The following is a 19,319-nucleotide window of genomic DNA, read 5'->3' as shown; positions in this document are numbered from 1 at the left end:
TGCTAACGCAGGGTTAATTACAAATGGCTTCACATTTTCAGTCGCTTCAGACAGCGATCAGTCGTCAGGAAGCCATTTTCATTCTAGTACTGGCGGAGATTATGGCAACCCATCAGGTAAGGCTGAAATTGGAAATTATGACACTGAAGAGGTTAGAGGTTTATCGGAGTATGATATGGCCGGTCAGTTAGCTGCATCATCTGCCTTCGTTACATTTGATGTTTTTTCTTATGGTTTGTTTGCTGATACAAATGACTTTCCTTTTACTGGGACAATCGATGTTCTTGTTTATGAGGGAAATAACCTAGAAGAGCTTAATGATTATCAAGCCGTAGTAACTTCAACTATTGGTTCATTTAGTACTTTTGGACTGAATTTTGGTGATGTATTAAGTTTTGATGTTCTCCCAGCTTTTAACAATGCTATTAGTAACAGTTGGTCGAGTTTTGGTGTCCGCCTTCAAACAGAAGACACTGTTGACTCTGGAGGAGCTTGGGTTTTTGATGATTTTCGTTTAACAACAACCGACGATTCTTCAAATGATGTCCCAGAGCCTTCTACCCTAGCCATCTTCGCATTAGGCATGATTGGTTTGGCGTCACGTCGTTTTAAGAAGCAATCTTAATTTAGTTAACAATCATTCAATAAGCATCTGCCATTTGGTAGGTGCTTTTTTTTTGCGTGCTATTTAGATTTGGACGGGGCTTGTTACCCGACTATATAGGAATGCTGCCAGCAGGTGGTTTGGGCGGCGATGAAACACCCAACACACTATTTATTACATCAGGAATCAACTATTTATGACATCAGGTATCAACTATCTTAACTACTTAAACATAGCGTATGACTTTAAAAAATCCAGACTAGCTCGCTAAAAAATAGCCATTTAATAAAACTATAAAAACAACTAGCCAGAATACTAGGGTAAAAAAGCAACCCATTTCACCCTTTTCTTTACAGACAAAAATAACCTGTGGGGAGTCAGTTTACAGCGGGAAACTCAGATCAAATTTAGCCACAATCCCTAAAGATATAGCACTTGGGTCGTTTCCAAAGGCGGGAACAATCTTGTCACCGTGTCCCTTACCGTTCGAGCTGAAATTAACGTTGCTGTCATTGCTGGTTCTGGCGTACGCAATATATAGCGTAGTATCTTCATCTAAGGCGTAGTCATATCCAATGGCAAATTGTCTTGCATCGCTATTTTCACCTTCTCCACTGCTTACTGCGAATTGGGATTTAATCGTGCCTTTGTCACCAAGCTTGGCGCTACCGCCCAAGCTATAACTGCTGCGATCATCACCTGCAAGACCTCGAATGTCACTTTCATGTTGGACCCCACCGCCCAAACTAAAACGACCGAAGTCGTATCCAATCGTGAGAGCTAAGGCAGTGTGATCGTCTAAGGACGCAGTGCCTTGGCCAATGCTGGCAAATACCGCTCCAATTTTCAGCCCGGAAATGTGGTAGTTTCCTTTGACAATTAAATTATCAGTATTGTCTTTTCCCTCTTCGGGCACATAAGTGACGGCAACAGATGCACCGTTAATATCGGGCGACTCATAATAAATTACATTGTCTAAGCGTCCTGGAATGCCTGAGCCTTCCCACAGATTACCCAAATCGCCTACCTGATCGGCAAACAGATTATAATCGTTTGCCCATTGATCAAGTGCCGGCATATGGCCGATTAATATTTTGCCAAACTCACCGCTTAGCCCAACATAACTTGGACGTCCTTTGGTGAATATTTGCCCTGATGATTCTGCGCCTCCGTTGCCATCGTTTCCCCCTTGCGCAGTCAGGTCTACCCCTGTTTCATATTGAAAAATCACTTTTAATTTATCAGTGATTTGGTAATCACCGTTGAAGCCAAGGCGAGACGAGCTACTGGTGACAAATTCGCTGGAAACCTCCCCATCATCAACGCTATCAGCAGATAAATGTCCTTGACCGTAAATCATAAAATTATTGGCATTCACGACGTAACTCAAAGTGATAAATGGAACCATGACAAGCATGGAACGCGTAGTTAATCTAAACATGTGATTTGTTTCCTAAATTTTTTTGAACCTATTTTTACAATATTGGCAAGAAGCAAATGCCACCACGATTTTTTGAAAGCGTAATTATTGATGACCCAGACTACAGTGACGGGTGTTGCTTACTTTGCAGCTAAACGATAATGAATAAAGGCTTCAGCATTGTAGCCACTGCCTTAATAGCTTCACATCGATTACACACCAATACCGAGAGACGTTTATTTATACTCGAAACTGCTCCACCAAATTGCGCAAACGAGTACCTAATATTGTCACCTCTTTGCTGGATTCTGAAGTCTGTGTTGCCCCGACCGAGGTTTCGTCAGAAATGCTCTGGATACTGACAATGCTTCTATTAATCTCTTGCGCAACCGCAGCTTGCTCTTCCGACGAAACTGCGATTTGGCTGTTCATATCCAGAATGGTTGAAACCCCTTGAGTAATAGATTCCAGAAATTCGCCGGCTTGGGCTGCTTGCTCTACAGTTTCTGCAGCCTTAGTTCTATTTTGTTCCATTGCATTAACAGCCGATTCGGCTCCTTTTTGCAATGCTGAGATAAGGTTTTCAATCTCACTGGTTGAATTTTGTGTACGCTGAGCAAGTGTGCGCACTTCATCGGCCACAACTGCGAAGCCGCGTCCTTGTTCACCCGCTCTGGCCGCTTCAATTGCCGCATTAAGGGCGAGTAAATTGGTTTGATCGGCAATATTTTTTATTACGTCTAATACTGCGCTTATATTTTCTGAATCACCCTTCAAATTTTCTAATATCATGGCCGAATTCTCAACATCCCCTGCCAATTCATTGATGGTCTTGATGGTTATTGATACTGCCTGATTGCCTGATTTTGCTTCCCTGTCTGAGCTACTTGCTGCATCAGATCCATTCTGTGAATTACGTGCGATCTCATCTACTGTGGCAGCCATCTCGGTCATTGCCGTCGCCACTTGCACTGTTTCGCTATTTTGCCTGTTGAGTCCTTCATTGGTGTCCGCAGCTACCTTAGACATTTGCTCTGCCGCCACCGAAAGCTGAGTCGCAGATTCAACAATTTCCCTGATTATACCTTGCAGCTTAGACACGAAAGCATTGAAATATTCACCCATCTCGCCTATTTCATCCCCTGAGGTAATCGCTACTCGCTTAGTTAAATCGCCTTGTTCGGTAATATTTTTCAAAATGGTATTGGTTGCATTGATTGGCTGCATAATCCCGCGCACAATGAAAAATGCAATAGTGCTACTTATAGCGATGGCGATTAGTGTTCCAATAATGGTTACGCCTATGCCAATGGCCGATGACGCTGTTTGTTGGTCTCCTCTGACGATAATTAGCTTTTCTTCCTCTGCAACGATTTCTCTTATTCGCGCGCGGATGGTATCCATTAACAATTTGCCTTTGCCTTGTTCCATCATGATGGCAATATCGTCGATGCTTGTAGAGAAGCGGTTCATTTCGCGTCGTGCGTCTATTTCCGGTTGCGCCGCTTGGCTGAGCCAATCGTTGACTCTGGATTGTAATTCTATTGTTTCTTCGCGGGTGACCGTCGTGCCTTTCATTACTGAGCCCAACTTTTCGATATTTTGCTGGAAGCTTATCTGTCCACCGTTATAAGGTTCTAATGACTCTTCTTTTCCGGTGAGAAGAAAACCGCGTTGACCGGTTTCCATATTGACTAAATCCAGAGTTAGTAAGGTGATAAAGTGGGCGCCTTGAGTACTACTAGCTTGTAGAAATTTAGCTTCTAAATTAGCCAAAACCCCACGGATACCATCAAAAATATCTTTACCCACTGTGCGTGCTGATATCGTTTTAAAATTAGCTGTGGCACTTGCACCCAATGTTACTTGTCGCCTGGCTTTAATTTCAGTTTGTGCCACCTCTTGCACCCATTCGGTTTTTAATTCTGCCACTTTCCTCCACCGCTCAACTTGAGCCGTGTTATCGCTAGTCAGCTCCTTTCCTTTTTTGATTAGCCTATCGAAACGTACAATACCGTCGTTGTATGGTTCCAGATATTCGTCTATTCCGGTCACCATGAAACCTCGCTGACCGGTCTCCATGTCCACCATTGCACCTGCCACATCTTCGCCAGTACGGATAACCACATATGTGTGATTAACCCATTTAGAGGCGTCAATTATCGAGGTGATACTTGAGTACACAACAACTGATACGCTCGTCATCAAAATCAATATTATGATATAACCCGCATATATTTTTTTGCCTAGCTTCATATTTCTCAAAAAATTCACTTATTACTTCCTTCATGATGCTGATGTATCCAGATATCGCAAAACTCTGAGTGGCATCGACATGTTTTTATTTTCCGTTACTACAGGTACCCCCTTTATTATTCCTTGAAAAACCTAGGGTTATCCGAAAACCTGATGATGTATACTGAGTTTTATTTTACTTCTGACGAGTTTTTATTCTATGCGATAGCGTCAAAATTACCTGTGTTGACCCTGTCAAGAATTTCCTGACCTGCTTTAGATAACTGGATTTGTTAGTTTTATTGTTGGCAAACAAATTGGATGTAAATAGTGTGAGCATAGATGCGAAAACGGCTGTTTTTATATTGATGTTGGCTCACATTCAAGGACAATTAATTTTAAAATAGCCTAACGAATTAAAATTAGTGGCGAAATTAGACTTTAGTCTTACATAAGTGCCGCTCGTTGGCCGGGAAATTAGACAGAGTAAAATTGTAGTTAAACTAGTTAGTTAAACTAGACACCCACTCCATCTTGACTGTTTTAAAGCCGAACTAAGCTTAATTTAATCGTTTTTTTAGTCAGGTAGTGGGTTATGCCTTGGTCTCGAAAAACCAAGTGAATTTGATTGATGCACCTAATTATATGAATAACATCGCTGCTATTCACTTCTTCGAAGCCAGCTAAAGCTATTCAAATTTATTCCCCAAACCTGTGGGGGCAGGTTCTGAGGGATCACCCAATACCGTGAATGTTCCCTTCCTTTTTTATTTTTTACTTATCTTACTGATTTATATGAATTATTCGTGGGGATACCTCAAAGCCTGCCCCCGCAGGTTTACTCTGTATAACAAATTAAAAGCCCGCTTCTCGCCATCATCCTTGATGGTTTTTGACTTGAATCCTTTCGAGCCAGTCAATTTATATGGATGTACCGCTATTATCTGCCTTATGTAAACACTTCAAGTTAGTCACTCACACGTCCATGACGATATGCACTCGGTTACCGCGTAACAAACTCGACGTCCCGCGCGGCGTCGGCTTGTCGAGTTGTTCAACTGGGCGAAGCAGTGCTTCTAAGAAATCCAGTTTCACCCTGCTAAATATCAAAAATAATCGGCGAACATACATGCGAGGGTAAATGAAAAAACGAGCGCGTCAGCTTTGCCGACAATCAGTAACACTATGATGGCTGTCTTGTTAATTAAAAGGTCATATAAACATGAGCGTCAATGTAATTCAGATCTCGACATGTTTTGAGCCAATGGATGCATAAATACGAATTGCTCTAGACGGCTTTTGACTGCCACTAAACATTGTTCAATGTGGTCTTGCTTAGGCTGATTATCTAAAGAATTGTCTGCTACCATCTGCAGTTTTTCTTGAGCTTGTTTGAGTATCAGCTGTGCATAATTCATTGCATTTAAATTAGCGAAATTGGTGGCAAGTAATATGGCTAAAGTCGTTAACCTAGATAACAAAAATGATTTTCCATTACCCTGTAATTCTATCAATATTTCTGTCGTTTCAAATGCACAACCAAGAAATGGCATAGCTTCTTGCCATTGTTGTTTTTGCATAAAAAATTCCCCTTGCTGCTGTGTTTCTTCCAGTTGAACTAGTGCATCTTTAGGATGAAAATAAACCCAATCGCGATGGACCGGGCAAAGAAAGGTAAGAGCCATAAAGATTCCTTAAATTTGAGAATAAATTAAAGATAAACAAAACAGCTTACAATTGCAAATAATAATGATTATCATTTGCAATTGAGTATTTAATTGTGTATTTTTAATCTATCAACTGAGAAGTAGGCGTATCAAATGAGTGGCTTAATTAAAACGTGGACAATGTTATATTTATTTACATTATCTAACGTATGTTTTGCTCAAACTGAAGGTAAAAACTGGACTAACGAAATTCTGGTCTATATTATTTTTGACTTATTATTTTTAGTTACCGTAGTGGTATTAGTTAAGCTGATTGGTATGTCTGCAAAATTGTCAAAGTACTATTAATTTTTAATCAGACATGACAACTTTACTCCAAGCACTTACCTTCAAATCTACAAAACAAAGATTTATTCACAATCATTTTATTTATCTAAGTGTGTTCTTGCTTTAAGTTTCACTGGTCTTGGCTTAGCGCCACTCCGGATACTGAACCTGCGGGGCCAGGTTCGTAAAAAATAACAACTTTTTGATTTTTGATAAGTTAAACACCTTAGACTTTCTACCGCCTTCTTGTAATGATGGCTTGATAACTCTATTTGTTCAGATCAACTAGTTTCAACGAACCTGATCCCGCAGGTCTTGGGACATGCTGATAAATTAGAAACGTTAGAAGCAAAGTTGATTCGATTGATCACGCAAATCCCAAGTATCACGTTATCAAAATTGGTATTACTTACCCATTACATCGAGGCAGAGGCAAGAGTTGCTCGCTTTGAGGCTGAAGGCTGGTAATGATGCATCTATCTTCTAAGTGATAACAGTGTTATGACAAATCGCATCATTAACGGCCTTTATTTATTTGGGTACATTAAAATTATAAAGATGCCCGTCGCAATAAATCGAAAATCTATTTTTTGGGCTGCTCGTTATTATAGTTGTCTGGTTAATGGTTTAATTTTGATCTGCCCCCTTTTATATTTCGCTGATTTCAAATACCCAGTACATTGCGTAATAAAGTATTTCATAAAATCAGTTATCTTCAGGTCTCTAGAAAAAGAGCCTGATGTGGCTATTTTTGGTGGCAATTAATCAATGAGACTATTGAAACTAAGAATTGAATCGAAAACCCAATGGAAGTAATCAATGCCGACAGAAACCCGCAGTTTTTTAATCACGAAGTCCGATCGTAGCCTTAAAGATAAAACCGGTAAAGTTTTTACAGTGCCAACAGGTTGGGAAAATTTACCTGCCGGAGATGCCTCGGTTACACGCAAGGTAAAATCCCTAGGGCCCACTTGGACAGTTCAGGAAAAATAGGGCGCAAGGCATCTTCACACAGCGTTTGGGCTGCAAAAAAACAGATCGAAGAAGCGATAACACTTGTCGAAGCTCAAAGAGCCGATCCCAAACATCAAAAGAAATTAGCTCAGGTCAAAGTTCACCGCGAAGCAAAGTAAACGGTCTTCGGCGAAGACTTTCAACAAACGATCATTCAATTTCTCAACTTCGACCAAAGGTATCACCTTTTGGTTGAGCAATTGTCAAAGTTGATAAAAGGACACGCGGTGCCCATTGGAAGCGGTACAGTAGCGCGTAGCTCATCAGTAACCTTGGATGATAAGGCGGCCTTGGCAGTCATGGCCTGGATGCGACATCAAGCCGGTGCTTATGATTCAACATCTGTTGCTCGTGTTAAGAGCGCAAGGCGCGAACTGAGGCGACAGATAGCACGTCAGTCTGAACGAATTCTAGCAAAGTACCGCAGTGGAGATGATGTCGATTATTAGGTTTGCCCGCTTTATAGGGCTTTGTATGCATAAAATGATTTCAAGGTGTGTGCCTAGCAATCTACAAACTGCTCAATCTTACATGCATAATACAGTGGTAGCACTAAAGCATCAGGATTTTCTATTGAGCCTTGTGAACCAATTAATTTTATTGTCTTTTCAGGTTGATAACGCTGAACATAAACATCAAGAGACTTAGCTCTAGTTCGTTTACCACTTTTCACTTCTATTGGAAAAATGCTTCCAGAATCATGCTTATATAAAAACTCAATTTCACTTCGAGCATATTCCCATGAATAGGTTGGATTACCATATTTTGCCACAAGCTCATTTTGAACAAAATTTTCAGCAATGTATCCTTTGTAATTGAAGCCCTGATCTCTGTGCTCTTTATATGAAAGCCCGAGCATGTTTCCCAACAAGCCTATATCAAATAAAAATAGCTTAAATATATTTTCCTTTGCTAATGCTGGCAATGGTGAGCTAGGTTGGCAATCGATAGGTTGGCATTTAGACAATAATTTACATTTATCTAACCAATTAATTGGCCCTACTAGCTGCTGATATCTCGTTTTTTTCTGAATAACATCTTTGAATTTAAAGCGCTTAACCGAATCATCAATGTTTTGTGACAGCTGAATAGGAATGTTATGAAATATGGCTTGAATATGTTGTGCCGATACTTTGTCTGAGTACTTACCAAAATCTCGCTCATAACCAGCAATCAAAGCAGTATGAATTTGATTAACCTGCTGAGTTCTTTCTAAAATACCTGTGGTGTTTTGTGTCTCAAACCATGCATTCACAGCTTCAGGCATTCCGCCGACATAATAATAATCAAGTAATAGACTAAACAACTTATCATGAGCAACTGTTGTCATTTTACTCTGTTCGAATGCTTTGATAAGCGGTGCTTGTTTTGACGCTAATAGAAACTCTTCGAACGTGAGCGGATAAAGCTCAAGTAGGTCAACTTTTCCAACGGGAAATGAGCCTAATAGGCCAATGTTAGAGCCTGATGCGCAAACATACATATCAGCACATTTTTCAGAAAAAAACTTTAACGAGTTGATAGCAGCTTGGCACTCCCCAATTTCATCGAAAATAATCAGCGCCTTGTCTCGCTTAATGCTGACATTCAGCTCAAGCTCTATGTTGTCGAGTATATCTTGTGGATTTAATGAATCCGCAAATAGGTTAGCTAATGCAGGTTGCTCTAAAAAATCTAAGCGGATAACTTGCTCGAAGTGCACCCCAAATAACGTTTCTAACAGAAATGACTTACCCGTTTGGCGCGCGCCATCAAGAAGAATAGGCTTACGCTGTGTTTGATTCTTCCAGGCAATTAGTTTTTCAAGTAGTAATCGTTCCACTAGATACCCATCAAGCAAATGTATTGGATTATCGATTATATTCCAAAACTATTTTATGCGCAATAAAGTGTGATTTAATTACATTTTTACGCGCATAAAAGTGTTGCGAGAGATAGTGCGTCAATCCGAACAAATTCTAGCGAAGTACCACAGTGGAGATGATGTCGATTTTATGGTTTGCCGACTTTATAAAGCTTTGCATAGGCAATAAAATTGTTTTAAGGACACTGTTCCCACAGATTTCATATTATTAAAAACGAAAAGCACGCTTCGCGCCATCATCCTTGATGGTTTTTGACTTGAATCCTTTCGAGCCAGTCACTTTATGTTATGAATTACATCCATGTAATTCCCCCTTCGGGCCGCACTGCGTACGTTCTACATTTATCCTTAAATTTAGTCTGCAGCTAAGAATAAAGTAACCACAAATTCTTCTGGATGGCCCGAAGGGTGAAATACAGGACGTATTTCATAAAAAGAAGCCGCTCGCCAACTCTGTTCTTCATCCAATTATTTTTGATATTTAGCAGGTCAATTTATATGGATGTACCGCTATTATCTGCCTTATGTAAACACTTCAAGTTAGTCACTCACACGTCCATGATGATATGCACTCGGTTACCGCGTAACAAACTCGACGTCCCGCGCGGCGTCGGCTTGTCGAGTTGTTCAACTGGTCGAAGCAGTGCTTCCAAGGAATCCAGTTTCACCCTGCTAAATATCAAAAATAATCGGCGAACATTCATGCGAGGGAAAATGAAAAAACGAACGCGTCAGCTTTGCCGACAATCAGTAACAATACAATGGCTGTCTTGTTAACACTATGATGGGTGTCCCGTTAATTTTTTATGATGGGTGTCCCGTTAATTGTTCGCTAAATCTTTTATTTCTGAAAAACTCATCCAAAGATCGGTACCCAAGCTATCGATTTTTGACCAATAGGCTTTTGTTTGATCGATGGTCTTTCTATCTGCGCTAATGAGATTGTTTTCAAGGGAATACATTTCATTTGTTGTTTAGCGGAGGTTTATTTCATCCCAGTCACTGCTTTTTTGGATCGTGGTGCTCTCTAAAATTTGATATCCACCTTGTGGTTTTTTTATGATCTGAAGCAGCATGTCTCCGACATCTTCGCCTTGCAAAAAAATATCATAATTAAATGTTGGGTGTACTTTACCCGGTGCTGCTAGTGCTTGGATTGGTGTGGCGGCAATAAGTATTGCAGCAAAAATAGATGGCCCAAACATGATGTCTTCCGGTTTTATCGTATTGCTCCTACTCACGCAGAATAGGTACTGGCTAAATTATAATGTTTTTTGTTGTTGCGATTACATTGCTGATTAAGCTTGGTGGCGCTGTTATTTCGCCACTTTTCGAAAGGCCCATTCTAATGGGCCAACGTCAAAAAATTTAAGCCAAACAACACTGAAAGCGACACCACTTGCACAAAATATCAACGCGCTAAGTAAGGAGAAATCTATACTTTGGTTTTCTAATCGTCCAATAGACTCAAGGAAGCCCATGCCTACAATGATATGCGCAATATATAAGGTAAGAGATAGTTGCCCTGTTTGATAAAGATACTGGGTGATCTTTGTTTCAGAGAATCGTTCTGATAAATATAGACACGCTATTAACACTAAAACGGCAGAACTGCCCGCAGACACTATGTACTGGGGTAAGGGAGGAATAATAGACGTGGAAAACAGAAATATGATTTCTTCAGACGTCATTGCTGATCCGCCTGCGTCGTTGAGCATGTTTCTTAAATAATAAAAACTACATTCAGTGATAACTAAAGTCATCAGAGCCCCTACAAACAATTTTTTTCTTACTAAATTTACGGAAAGGTCTTGCCTGCCCAGCCACATACCAAAAGTCAAAAAAGCGGCCCATGGAAAGACTGGATGAAAACCGTTAAAAAATATATGCCGTATCATTCCATCAACCGACCAAAAATTATTATACGTTAATGTTTCCCAATCCCAGTTCTGTTCGAAATTAAACAGCAGCATCAACACTGGAAAAATCATCACGATGATCATCGTTATCCACAATAAGGACTTCTCTCGAAACATAAATATAGCAGCGGCAAATAGGAAATAGAAACCGTAGAAATGAAGAATGTCGGCTTCCCAAATTGGCGTAAATAGAAGGCCAATGACCACCAGTAATAAACCACGTTTTATCACGGAAATTCGGGTTTTTAATACCAACGTATTATCAGCAGAATTTATTGCTTTAGCGGTTAAAAAGGTTATACCCACACCTGCTAGCATCACAAACAAAGCAGATGCACGCCCTTCAAGCAGCGTTGCAAAGTTCATCAGAAATAGATGACCCGTTTCAGCACTCATTGCGACTTTAAAGTTAACAATAACCATGCCAAATAGCGCTAAAGCTCTTGCGAGATCATATCCTGTAACCCTTTGCTTCATCTAAATACCTCTTAAACATGATCCCTACTAACAGGGTAATAAAAAACCGAATGACCTTGTGAGAAGATAAAGAATGGCCAACTGTATTTTTCATTCTTCTCGACTTACGCTCGGATAACCGTCAACCATAATTTATGGGCAGATTGAAATTACCCGGTAAGAGATAACGTTAGTGCAAACATGCTACATCGAGTTAAGTTAACAGACAGTTAATTGGGTTTACAGTTCCACCTGTAACGAGAAATTTAGGCCTTTGGTGTGAGATAGCTAATGACTGTTAGTAATCAGAAATTGGAATTTTATCAGTCTGGTATTTAGCCATGTTAATCTTAGTTAAGCAGCACTTCATGAACCATAGGTAAAACAATGTATTTAAGCATGACAATAGTCACTTTCAAGACTCTGGTAAACAGCTATTTAACGTAGACCCGTTATTAATAATTTTCTGTTTGACCTATAAACGCTATTTAAAACAACAAAACGTTATTACCTTGTCGCTGATTGATATTCGATATGAAAGAGTAAGGCTATGCTTATTATTGGTCTTAAGTGGCATCATGAAAACCGTTTGTACATTAATATCAGGCGTACATTAATATCAGGCATAGATTAATATCAGGCGTACATTTATCTACACTTTAGTACACTGATCTACGTCATTTTTATACTGTTACTATATTCTCGCTTTACTTTAAAAAATATTATTGGAAAAAAATTTGTGAAAGTTTTAATTAGATTATTATTAATGTCACTGTTTGTTATCAGTATATTCAATGCTTCTCATTCAGTCGCAGCTGGGGAAGCTAATAGCAGTAATACAAAGAATATTAGAGACGGCGCATACTTTGATATCGGCTTAGGTTATCGTTATAAATCAGATCCGTTTTTATTTGATGATGATTCAAATGGCTCTGGTTTAGCTTTATTCGCTAATGGTAGATATCAAAAATATGGATTATTTATAGAACTCCCGCGTGGCACATCTAAACAACAATCAACAATCATATCATTTGGATATAACTTTCTTAATACTCAGAACTGGTCATATGATCTCCAGGTTGCGATGAATCATCCTCAATTAGAGCACCGACTACCAATATCCCAAGATGTAAGTACAAGAGTAAGTCATTCAAAATTAGGCTTACGTGTTTTAGGTGATTTTAATAACACTCATCTTAAATTGATTGCTGCTGCTGCTAGCGGAGGTGATGGACTTTATGCATCAGCTTGGCTAAGTCAAAACTACCAATTCTACAACTGGAATTTTTATACCAGTGCAGGTATCGAGTATCGTAACGAAGATGTGGTTAATTTCTTTTATTCGATAAACGAAGTTGAGGGTTTACCTTTATACAAGGGTAAATCAGGCTATGAATATACTGGTCAGGTCGGCTTTGATTATCCAATAAGTAAAGACTGGGTGTTTGAGGGTTTTATGAGAGGAACACTTTTGCCAAGGGGAATTTCAGATAGTCCGCTAGTTGATGGAAATTCTATTACTGAAGCAGGAATATTGGTGAAATATGTATTCTAAGCAAACCTCAAATACGAGCAACCTAAATAGTGGCACCTTTTTACTATCATTACTACTTATCAGCATCAGCGCATCTGCTGATGAGGTAACTACTTTACCTAAATTAGCCATAAAACCCACACAATGTGTTTCAATGCGTCAAGGGCAAGATTGTTTTGTTAATGTCGATGTTAGTTGGCAGGTTGTCAAAAAAGGTGACTATTGCCTTTACTCAACACAAGCAAGCACCCCACTTAAATGTTGGTCAAATAGCCATATAGGAAATTTTCAAGCAGATATTTTCGTTACTCAAAATGTGACTTTTACCTTAAAGTCACAAAATAATAATGTATCTATTATTAGTTCAGTATTGGAATTGGCTTGGGTACACACAACGCAACGTTTGTCTCACTCATCGTGGCGTGTGTTCTAGAAAACACCTTTCACACATCGTTTTTAAGCTGCAAATAACCAAGCTACAAAACGCTACACTTTTAAATAATTTTGTACGCTATTGTTTTCTTCAGTTCTTTATTATGTATGCAGATTTTTAGATATACATAATAAAGGCATCAACACATGGCTATAACTCACTCATTCAAATTATTATTAGCCTGCGCAATGATATTGCAACTAACTGCTTGCGGAAAAAGCTCAAAAGTCATACCTGACCCACTGCCACCCATACCACCGCCAGTAGTTGTTAATTATCAGGATGTGATCGACGATCTTATATCGACCGATATACCGGGCATTATCCTGCTAGTAGAAACACCACAAACTCGTTTTATAGGCAGCGCGGGCGTTTCTAATGTGCAAACACAGCAGGCCATGCAAGTTGGCGATACTATCCCCACAGCCAGTGTCGGTAAAAAAATGATCGCCCTGCTCGCTGCACAGTTAGCCGATGAAGGGCAACTCAATCTGGATGACACATTGGATACCTGGCTCAGCGAAAATATATTATCGCGCATTGCTAACAGTCATCAGATAACCTTTCGTCAACTATTAAACCATACTAGTGGCGTATTTAATTACGACGAAATTGACGATGGTGATGCGTATATCGACTTATTACTTGATGCGCCTGAGGTGCTTAAAACTGATATCGACTTTATCGAATTAATATTTGACCATCCTGGCTATTTTTTACCTGGCGAAGGTCATCAATATTCGAATTCGGGTTATTCGTTGGCAGGGCTTATTATGGATGAAGTGTTGGGTGAACATCATTCTGTTGCCATGCGAAATCGTTTTTTTGACCCGCTAGGTATGACAGCCACCTATTATAAAGGCAGTGAAACTTTCGTAGGTGATTTTATATCTGGTTATTTGACCACTGATGACGGTGATGTCATTGATACAAGACCGATGTTAATTAATACCAGTCAGGCCGATTCACCTGTTGTTTCAAGTGTTGAAGACATGGCTACCTTTCTTAAAGCGCTAATAACAGATAACAGTTTTGCCAATGAAACGGTGAAAAACACTCTGTTTGGCGAAGATAACCTCATTACACAAGGTGCTAATGAAAAATCAGGACTGGGTATTGATATAGCCACAGTCGATGGTCATCGAGTTTACGCCCATGCTGGATTAACGTTTGGGTACATGGCGCAAAACGTATACATCGAAGATACAAATACAAGTATCGTTCTGCTTTTTAATTGTGGTAACGGTGGCGTAAACACTTGTTCAACAACTTTTGATGGTTTGATTCAAACAGTGCTGACAAACGAACTTTAGTCACCATTCAATCACCCGGGTTCTCAGTTGAGGCCCTGAGTGATATATATTTTAGCAAGACTAAGCTCGATATTTATAGCTTCAGTCAGCTGCGAGACTTAGAAAATTTTATCTATTTTGTCACTAAAAGGCAGAATAATTTTAATATAATATATTTTACTATAAAGAGAGAAAAAAAATGATTTTAATTAAGAAATTAACGATAGTAACCTGCTTTTTAGCAATGGCAGCATGTTCGAGTATTAATTCAGCGAAAGTGTCAGAGTTAACGGGTAAAAACGGAATGATAAATACTGGCCAAATTGTCAGCATTGAGAGAAAACAAGTAGATGCCAGTTTTTCTAAGCGTGCAACAGGCTCTTTAATAGGGCATTTTATTGCTCAAGGCCTAGGCGCTAGTAGAGGCTTGAAATTCGCAAGCGCAGTCGTCGGAAGTGCTATTGCCAATAAAGAATATGGTAAGTTTGTAGATTTAATAGAAGTACAATCGACAGAAGGTCAACGTTACAAAACATTCGTGCCAATAGACTATTTTTCTTTAAATGAGCAAGTTGATTTTATAGCTGAGAAAACAACAATTACTACAATTGCACGCATTAAGCGTAATGCGGAATAAATAGATAAATACCTATAACATTTTTATACTGGCTGACTAACTGCGTTAAGTAACCAGAGTCAGCTAGAAAGGGATTATGTGGTAATCGGTACATATTATTGATTGCCAAAAAAACATAACTGATTAGGTTATTTTCTACGGTTCTAAATAATGCGAAAATGATTCTGATAAGCTTATTCATGCAATTGTATTGAGCGCACTTTAAAGCGAATTCACTTGGCTAATAAAAAATGACAGAAAAACACAGCGACCAGCTGAACAAAACTATCGCACATATTTTGATTGTTGAAGATGACATAAGTTTAGCTCGATGGATGGAAAAATACTTAGCGTTAAAAGGCTTTACTGTGTCGGTAATAACCCGTGGCGATTTAGCGGTTGATTTTATCAAGCAACATAATCCCGACATCGTTGTTCTAGATGGCATGTTGCCAGGCTTAGATGGCTTCGATGTATGCAAAGCCGTAAGGCCTGCCTTTACCAACTCAATAATCATGGTAACGGCAAGAGATGAAGAAATAGATGAAGTATTAGGTTTAGATGCTGGCGCAGATGATTATTTAACCAAACCTTTGCGAGCAAGGGCACTTTTAGCCAGGATAGAAAAATGTTTAAAACGTCAATCACCCGATACGCTTCAAGAGCCTATATTAGAAGATAACGTTAATAATGACGATAGTATCAAACTAACCCTTGGCAGTTTTATTATTGACTCTCAAGCACGCTCGGTCATTCTTGATGACAAAACAGTGAATATATCTACCAATGAATTCGATTTACTCTGGATACTGGCGCAACATGCCGGTAAAACGGTCACCCGTGATGAGCTGATGATCTTACTGAGGGGGTTTGAATACGATGGTTTTGATCGCTCGGTCGATTTACGCGTCTCAAAATTACGTAAAAAATTAAATGATAATCCCAACCAGCCCTATCGAATTAAAACGGTTTGGGGAAAAGGCTATTTATTTGTAAAGGACGCTTGGTAAAATATGCGTACACTGAGCTTTTCACTTATTCTCGTTGTCATAATATCAACACTCGGATTGGGCTGGTTATTTGATAACATTTATCAACAGTTTTCCTCTCCTGAATTAAATCCAAACACAGCTAATGTAGCCAAACAACTGGGCAGTGATTTAGCACGGGCAGCGAATGAATCGAGCGATGGAAATGCTTTTTTGTCACATTGGCCGAATTCAAAGCAATACTCAGTGGTATTGCAAGATGTAAAAGACTCACCTTTACCTCGCGCTTTAATTAAACAAATGAACAATGCAGAGCCTGTAGTTTTAGAGACCATTGACAATATGGCTTACCATTATTTATTGCCCGCTAAAGAACAAATACTTATTTTACGCACCCCAATGTTAAACCCTAAAAACAGCTACTCTGTAACTCAATACATTTGGACGGCTGCATTTTATCTAATATTAATATCTATTTTTCTCCTTTGGGCTTACCCACTTGTTAAACAACTTATGGCACTTAGGTTAGCCGCTAAATCATTTGGCGAAGGAAAGTTAGATGAACGTATATCGCCGAGTTCGATATCTTATATTCGTGATATTGAGCTTGAGTTTAATCAAATGGCTAAGCGAATAGATAGTCTAGTGAGTGATGTGAAAATGCTCAGCACTGCGGTTTCCCATGACTTACGCACACCATTAGCAAGAATAAGGTTTGGTATTGACACCATACAAGAAGTGCATGATAAAACCTTACGAAACGAATTAGAACAACAACTGAGTGACGACGTAGATGAAATGACATCTTTGGTTGAAACACTATTACGTTATGCTCGTCTAGATCAAAACATGTTGAAAATCAAAAAAGAGCCAGTAGATCTTGCGATGCTTATTCACAAGTGCATAAGCCGTAAACAATCCGATAACTTAACACTACAGTTTTTGAACAAGCATGATAACAACAGTATTTTAGCTGACTCAAAATATATCGAGATGGTCGTCAATAATCTTATACAAAATGCGATTAACTATGGACGAGGTAAAGTCTTAATCGAGCTTGATTATCATAATAATACCGCCAACATTCACATTTCAGATAACGGTGACGGCATCCCATTAGCGCTCAGAAAGGAAGTGATCAAACCTTTCTTTAGAGCAGAAAATAGAATGAATAACATAAAGGGACACGGAATTGGATTAGCTATCGTAACCAGAATATTAGATTGGCATATTGGAAAATTAGTGATTTCTAATGCCACTGAATTGTCAGGTAGTAAATTCACTATTACGCTTCCTTCAAATCATTAGGTAGCGAATCTTTTGCGAAAAGAAATTATAAAGACACCCATTAAAAATTATAAAGATAAAAATTATAAAGACACCCATCATAATAAACCCGAAAACTATTTTTTGGGTGGGCTCACTATTATGAAAAGAAATTACAAAGACACCTAAAAAAATTACAAAGACACTCATCGTAATAAACCCGAAAACTATTTTTTGGGGTGGCTCACTATTATGGGTGTCTTGTTAATTGGCGTTAATTAAAAAAAGCACAAAATAATGGGATGTTTGAATGTTTGTTGGGTATTCCTACGATAGCAGTCGTTTGGCCTGCTTCATCCCACCTATTCGTTTTCGGTGGGTATGGATTTTGAATTCTTTCATCATCTGCTCTGCGCCCGCTGCTTTACTAAACAACATCAAACGGATAATATTCTAACCATATTTTTAAGGAAGGAAATTTATGGAAAATATTACACCATCGCAAGTATTAGCAAACCATTCAACAAACTCGGCCACCTCTCTTTGAGTATTTTTGACGGTTTACTTATACCAATAGCTATCCTGCTTCCAATGATTGTTTTTGTTTTGGTGATGAAACTTGTTTTATTCACCGTTGGGCGTAATAAACGTTTACCTTTTGATATAAGTGTCAGTCGCAGAATCGCTGGGCAAAGTGTACTTTCGGATTTTAATGACAAGTCAGCAGACCTCTTTGGCTACTTAATCATGCTAACCATGTTTTTTAATTATCCATTTATTTATGTTGGAGCAAATAAGCTTTTGGGGAGCGAGAAAGAAATCTCTTGGTTAATAATTCCCATTTTAGCATTAGCAATAATCTACATTTTAGTTAAAGCGATAAGAACCACAAAATACAGAAATAACCTGAGACTTGGCTTGGAGGCAGAATGGTTTGTTTCTTCAGAATTATATGATATTGAAGCCACAGGCTATAAAGTATTTCATGACATTCAATGTGACAAATTCAATATAGATCATCTGGTTGTCGGCCCCAACGGTGTTTTTGCTATTGAAACCAAAGGCAGAAGAAAGCCCACCAACTCTAAAACTAAAGAGGGTAAATCCCAAGAGTACGTAGTGAATGTTAAAGGTAAAATTCTTGAATTCCCCAACTACACAGACATTAGCATTATCGAGCAGGCAATTAGACAAGCTAAATGGGCAACCACTTGGTTAAGTGAAGCCACAGGTGAGAAAATAGCCGTGTGCCCAGTTGTCACCATACCGGGTTGGTTTATAAAAACAGCTTCGAAACCAGTAATACCAGTTGTAGCAACTAAAACCCTTGGTTCACAAATCCCTAAGCTACTTGGTCAACAACTCAGTCCAGAGCAAATCAAACGTATAACTCATCAAGTAAAACAAAAAACGTTGCGTTCAGATTATTTGATTTAAGAGCATTGCTGACGAGAGTTTGACCTTAAAGGCACAGTGTAAATTTAATTAATTTAACTCTGACTCCAATTTTAAAGAAAATAAGCAAAGATAGCTGCACGCCGCTAAACCAATAGGGTCAAGTTGCTTGATTAATAACACTTAACCAGCAACTTAATAAACAACTTAATAGGCTCAACTTAATAAACAACTTAATAGGCCACCCCTAATACAATTAATTAATTTGGAAAAAGATAATTTAATGTT

The 19,319-nt window shown here is 38.9% G+C and carries 18 protein-coding genes and 1 pseudogene; 13 read left to right on the top strand and 6 right to left on the bottom strand.

Going from position 1 to position 19,319, the window contains the following annotated elements; all coding sequences use genetic code 11:
• Positions 1–16 precede the first annotated feature (16 nt).
• Positions 17–625 (top strand): PEP-CTERM sorting domain-containing protein, encoded by a 609-nt coding sequence (locus QZ562_RS12020; RefSeq protein WP_293760242.1) that lies wholly within the window; start codon positions 17–19, stop codon positions 623–625.
• 361 nt (positions 626–986) lie between these two features.
• Here QZ562_RS12020 and QZ562_RS12015 read toward each other — a convergent pair whose 3' ends face one another.
• The 3 genes from QZ562_RS12015 to QZ562_RS12005 all read right to left on the bottom strand — a co-directional run bounded on the left by QZ562_RS12015 (position 987) and on the right by QZ562_RS12005 (position 5,944).
• On the bottom strand, positions 987–2,045 hold the full coding sequence (locus QZ562_RS12015) for a porin (RefSeq protein ID WP_293760238.1): 1,059 nt from the start codon (positions 2,043–2,045) through the stop codon (positions 987–989).
• Between the two features lie 219 nt (positions 2,046–2,264).
• The gene (locus QZ562_RS12010) at positions 2,265–4,298 is read right to left on the bottom strand and encodes a CHASE3 domain-containing protein (RefSeq protein WP_293760236.1); all 2,034 of its coding nucleotides are present in this window, start codon (positions 4,296–4,298) and stop codon (positions 2,265–2,267) included.
• Between the two features lie 1,190 nt (positions 4,299–5,488).
• The gene (locus QZ562_RS12005; protein WP_293760234.1) at positions 5,489–5,944 is read right to left on the bottom strand and encodes a hypothetical protein; all 456 of its coding nucleotides are present in this window, start codon (positions 5,942–5,944) and stop codon (positions 5,489–5,491) included.
• Between the two features lie 135 nt (positions 5,945–6,079).
• Here QZ562_RS12005 and QZ562_RS12000 point away from each other — a divergent pair, with 135 nt between their 5' ends.
• The 5 genes and pseudogenes from QZ562_RS12000 (at position 6,080) to QZ562_RS11980 (ending at position 7,716) form a co-directional block, all read left to right on the top strand.
• Positions 6,080–6,274 (top strand): hypothetical protein, encoded by a 195-nt coding sequence (locus QZ562_RS12000; RefSeq protein WP_293760232.1) that lies wholly within the window; start codon positions 6,080–6,082, stop codon positions 6,272–6,274.
• Between the two features lie 291 nt (positions 6,275–6,565).
• Positions 6,566–6,721: pseudogene (locus QZ562_RS11995) on the top strand (ribosome recycling factor family protein); the annotation flags it as partial.
• A 351-nt stretch (positions 6,722–7,072) separates the two neighbouring features.
• On the top strand, positions 7,073–7,246 hold the full coding sequence (locus tag QZ562_RS11990) for a hypothetical protein (protein WP_293760230.1): 174 nt from the start codon (positions 7,073–7,075) through the stop codon (positions 7,244–7,246).
• On the top strand, positions 7,225–7,386 hold the full coding sequence (locus tag QZ562_RS11985) for a hypothetical protein (RefSeq protein WP_293760228.1): 162 nt from the start codon (positions 7,225–7,227) through the stop codon (positions 7,384–7,386). The genes QZ562_RS11990 and QZ562_RS11985 overlap by 22 nt, the downstream gene beginning before the upstream one ends.
• A gap of 81 nt (positions 7,387–7,467) precedes the next feature.
• Complete coding sequence (locus QZ562_RS11980) at positions 7,468–7,716, top strand: DUF2293 domain-containing protein (RefSeq protein ID WP_293760226.1); 249 nt, start codon at positions 7,468–7,470, stop codon at positions 7,714–7,716.
• A gap of 53 nt (positions 7,717–7,769) precedes the next feature.
• On the opposite strand, the gene QZ562_RS11975 is transcribed toward QZ562_RS11980, so the two are convergent.
• The 3 genes from QZ562_RS11975 to QZ562_RS11965 form a co-directional block, all read right to left on the bottom strand.
• Complete coding sequence (locus QZ562_RS11975; RefSeq protein WP_293760224.1) at positions 7,770–9,089, bottom strand: AAA family ATPase; 1,320 nt, start codon at positions 9,087–9,089, stop codon at positions 7,770–7,772.
• 1,016 nt (positions 9,090–10,105) lie between these two features.
• A complete protein-coding gene (locus tag QZ562_RS11970) occupies positions 10,106–10,336 on the bottom strand; it encodes a hypothetical protein (RefSeq protein WP_293760222.1) in 231 nt (76 codons plus the stop codon).
• 111 nt (positions 10,337–10,447) lie between these two features.
• The gene (locus tag QZ562_RS11965) at positions 10,448–11,527 is read right to left on the bottom strand and encodes a DUF418 domain-containing protein (protein WP_293760220.1); all 1,080 of its coding nucleotides are present in this window, start codon (positions 11,525–11,527) and stop codon (positions 10,448–10,450) included.
• A 718-nt stretch (positions 11,528–12,245) separates the two neighbouring features.
• Here QZ562_RS11965 and QZ562_RS11960 point away from each other — a divergent pair.
• The 7 genes from QZ562_RS11960 (at position 12,246) to QZ562_RS21280 (ending at position 19,073) form a co-directional block, all read left to right on the top strand.
• Positions 12,246–13,061, top strand: coding sequence for a MipA/OmpV family protein (locus QZ562_RS11960; protein ID WP_293760218.1), 816 nt, complete (start codon positions 12,246–12,248; stop codon positions 13,059–13,061).
• On the top strand, positions 13,051–13,473 hold the full coding sequence (locus tag QZ562_RS11955; RefSeq protein WP_293760216.1) for a DUF3019 domain-containing protein: 423 nt from the start codon (positions 13,051–13,053) through the stop codon (positions 13,471–13,473). The genes QZ562_RS11960 and QZ562_RS11955 overlap by 11 nt, the downstream gene beginning before the upstream one ends.
• Positions 13,474–13,619: 146 nt before the next feature.
• Positions 13,620–14,786 (top strand): serine hydrolase domain-containing protein, encoded by a 1,167-nt coding sequence (locus tag QZ562_RS11950; RefSeq protein ID WP_293760213.1) that lies wholly within the window; start codon positions 13,620–13,622, stop codon positions 14,784–14,786.
• A gap of 178 nt (positions 14,787–14,964) precedes the next feature.
• Positions 14,965–15,402: a hypothetical protein gene (locus tag QZ562_RS11945; RefSeq protein WP_293760211.1), complete on the top strand. Its 438-nt coding sequence runs from the start codon at positions 14,965–14,967 to the stop codon at positions 15,400–15,402.
• Between the two features lie 230 nt (positions 15,403–15,632).
• Complete coding sequence (locus QZ562_RS11940; RefSeq protein WP_293760209.1) at positions 15,633–16,391, top strand: response regulator transcription factor; 759 nt, start codon at positions 15,633–15,635, stop codon at positions 16,389–16,391.
• A 3-nt stretch (positions 16,392–16,394) separates the two neighbouring features.
• Complete coding sequence (locus tag QZ562_RS11935) at positions 16,395–17,678, top strand: ATP-binding protein (protein WP_293760207.1); 1,284 nt, start codon at positions 16,395–16,397, stop codon at positions 17,676–17,678.
• A gap of 339 nt (positions 17,679–18,017) precedes the next feature.
• Positions 18,018–19,073: a nuclease-related domain-containing protein gene (locus QZ562_RS21280; RefSeq protein ID WP_363315355.1), complete on the top strand. Its 1,056-nt coding sequence runs from the start codon at positions 18,018–18,020 to the stop codon at positions 19,071–19,073.
• The last annotated feature ends 246 nt before the right edge of the window (positions 19,074–19,319 follow it).

Source organism: uncultured Paraglaciecola sp. (assembly GCF_913058035.1).
In the GTDB taxonomy this organism is placed as follows: Bacteria; Pseudomonadota; Gammaproteobacteria; order Enterobacterales; family Alteromonadaceae; genus Paraglaciecola.
Note: the sequence above shows the minus strand (reverse complement) of the source record. Positions and strands in the feature narration are given on the sequence as shown.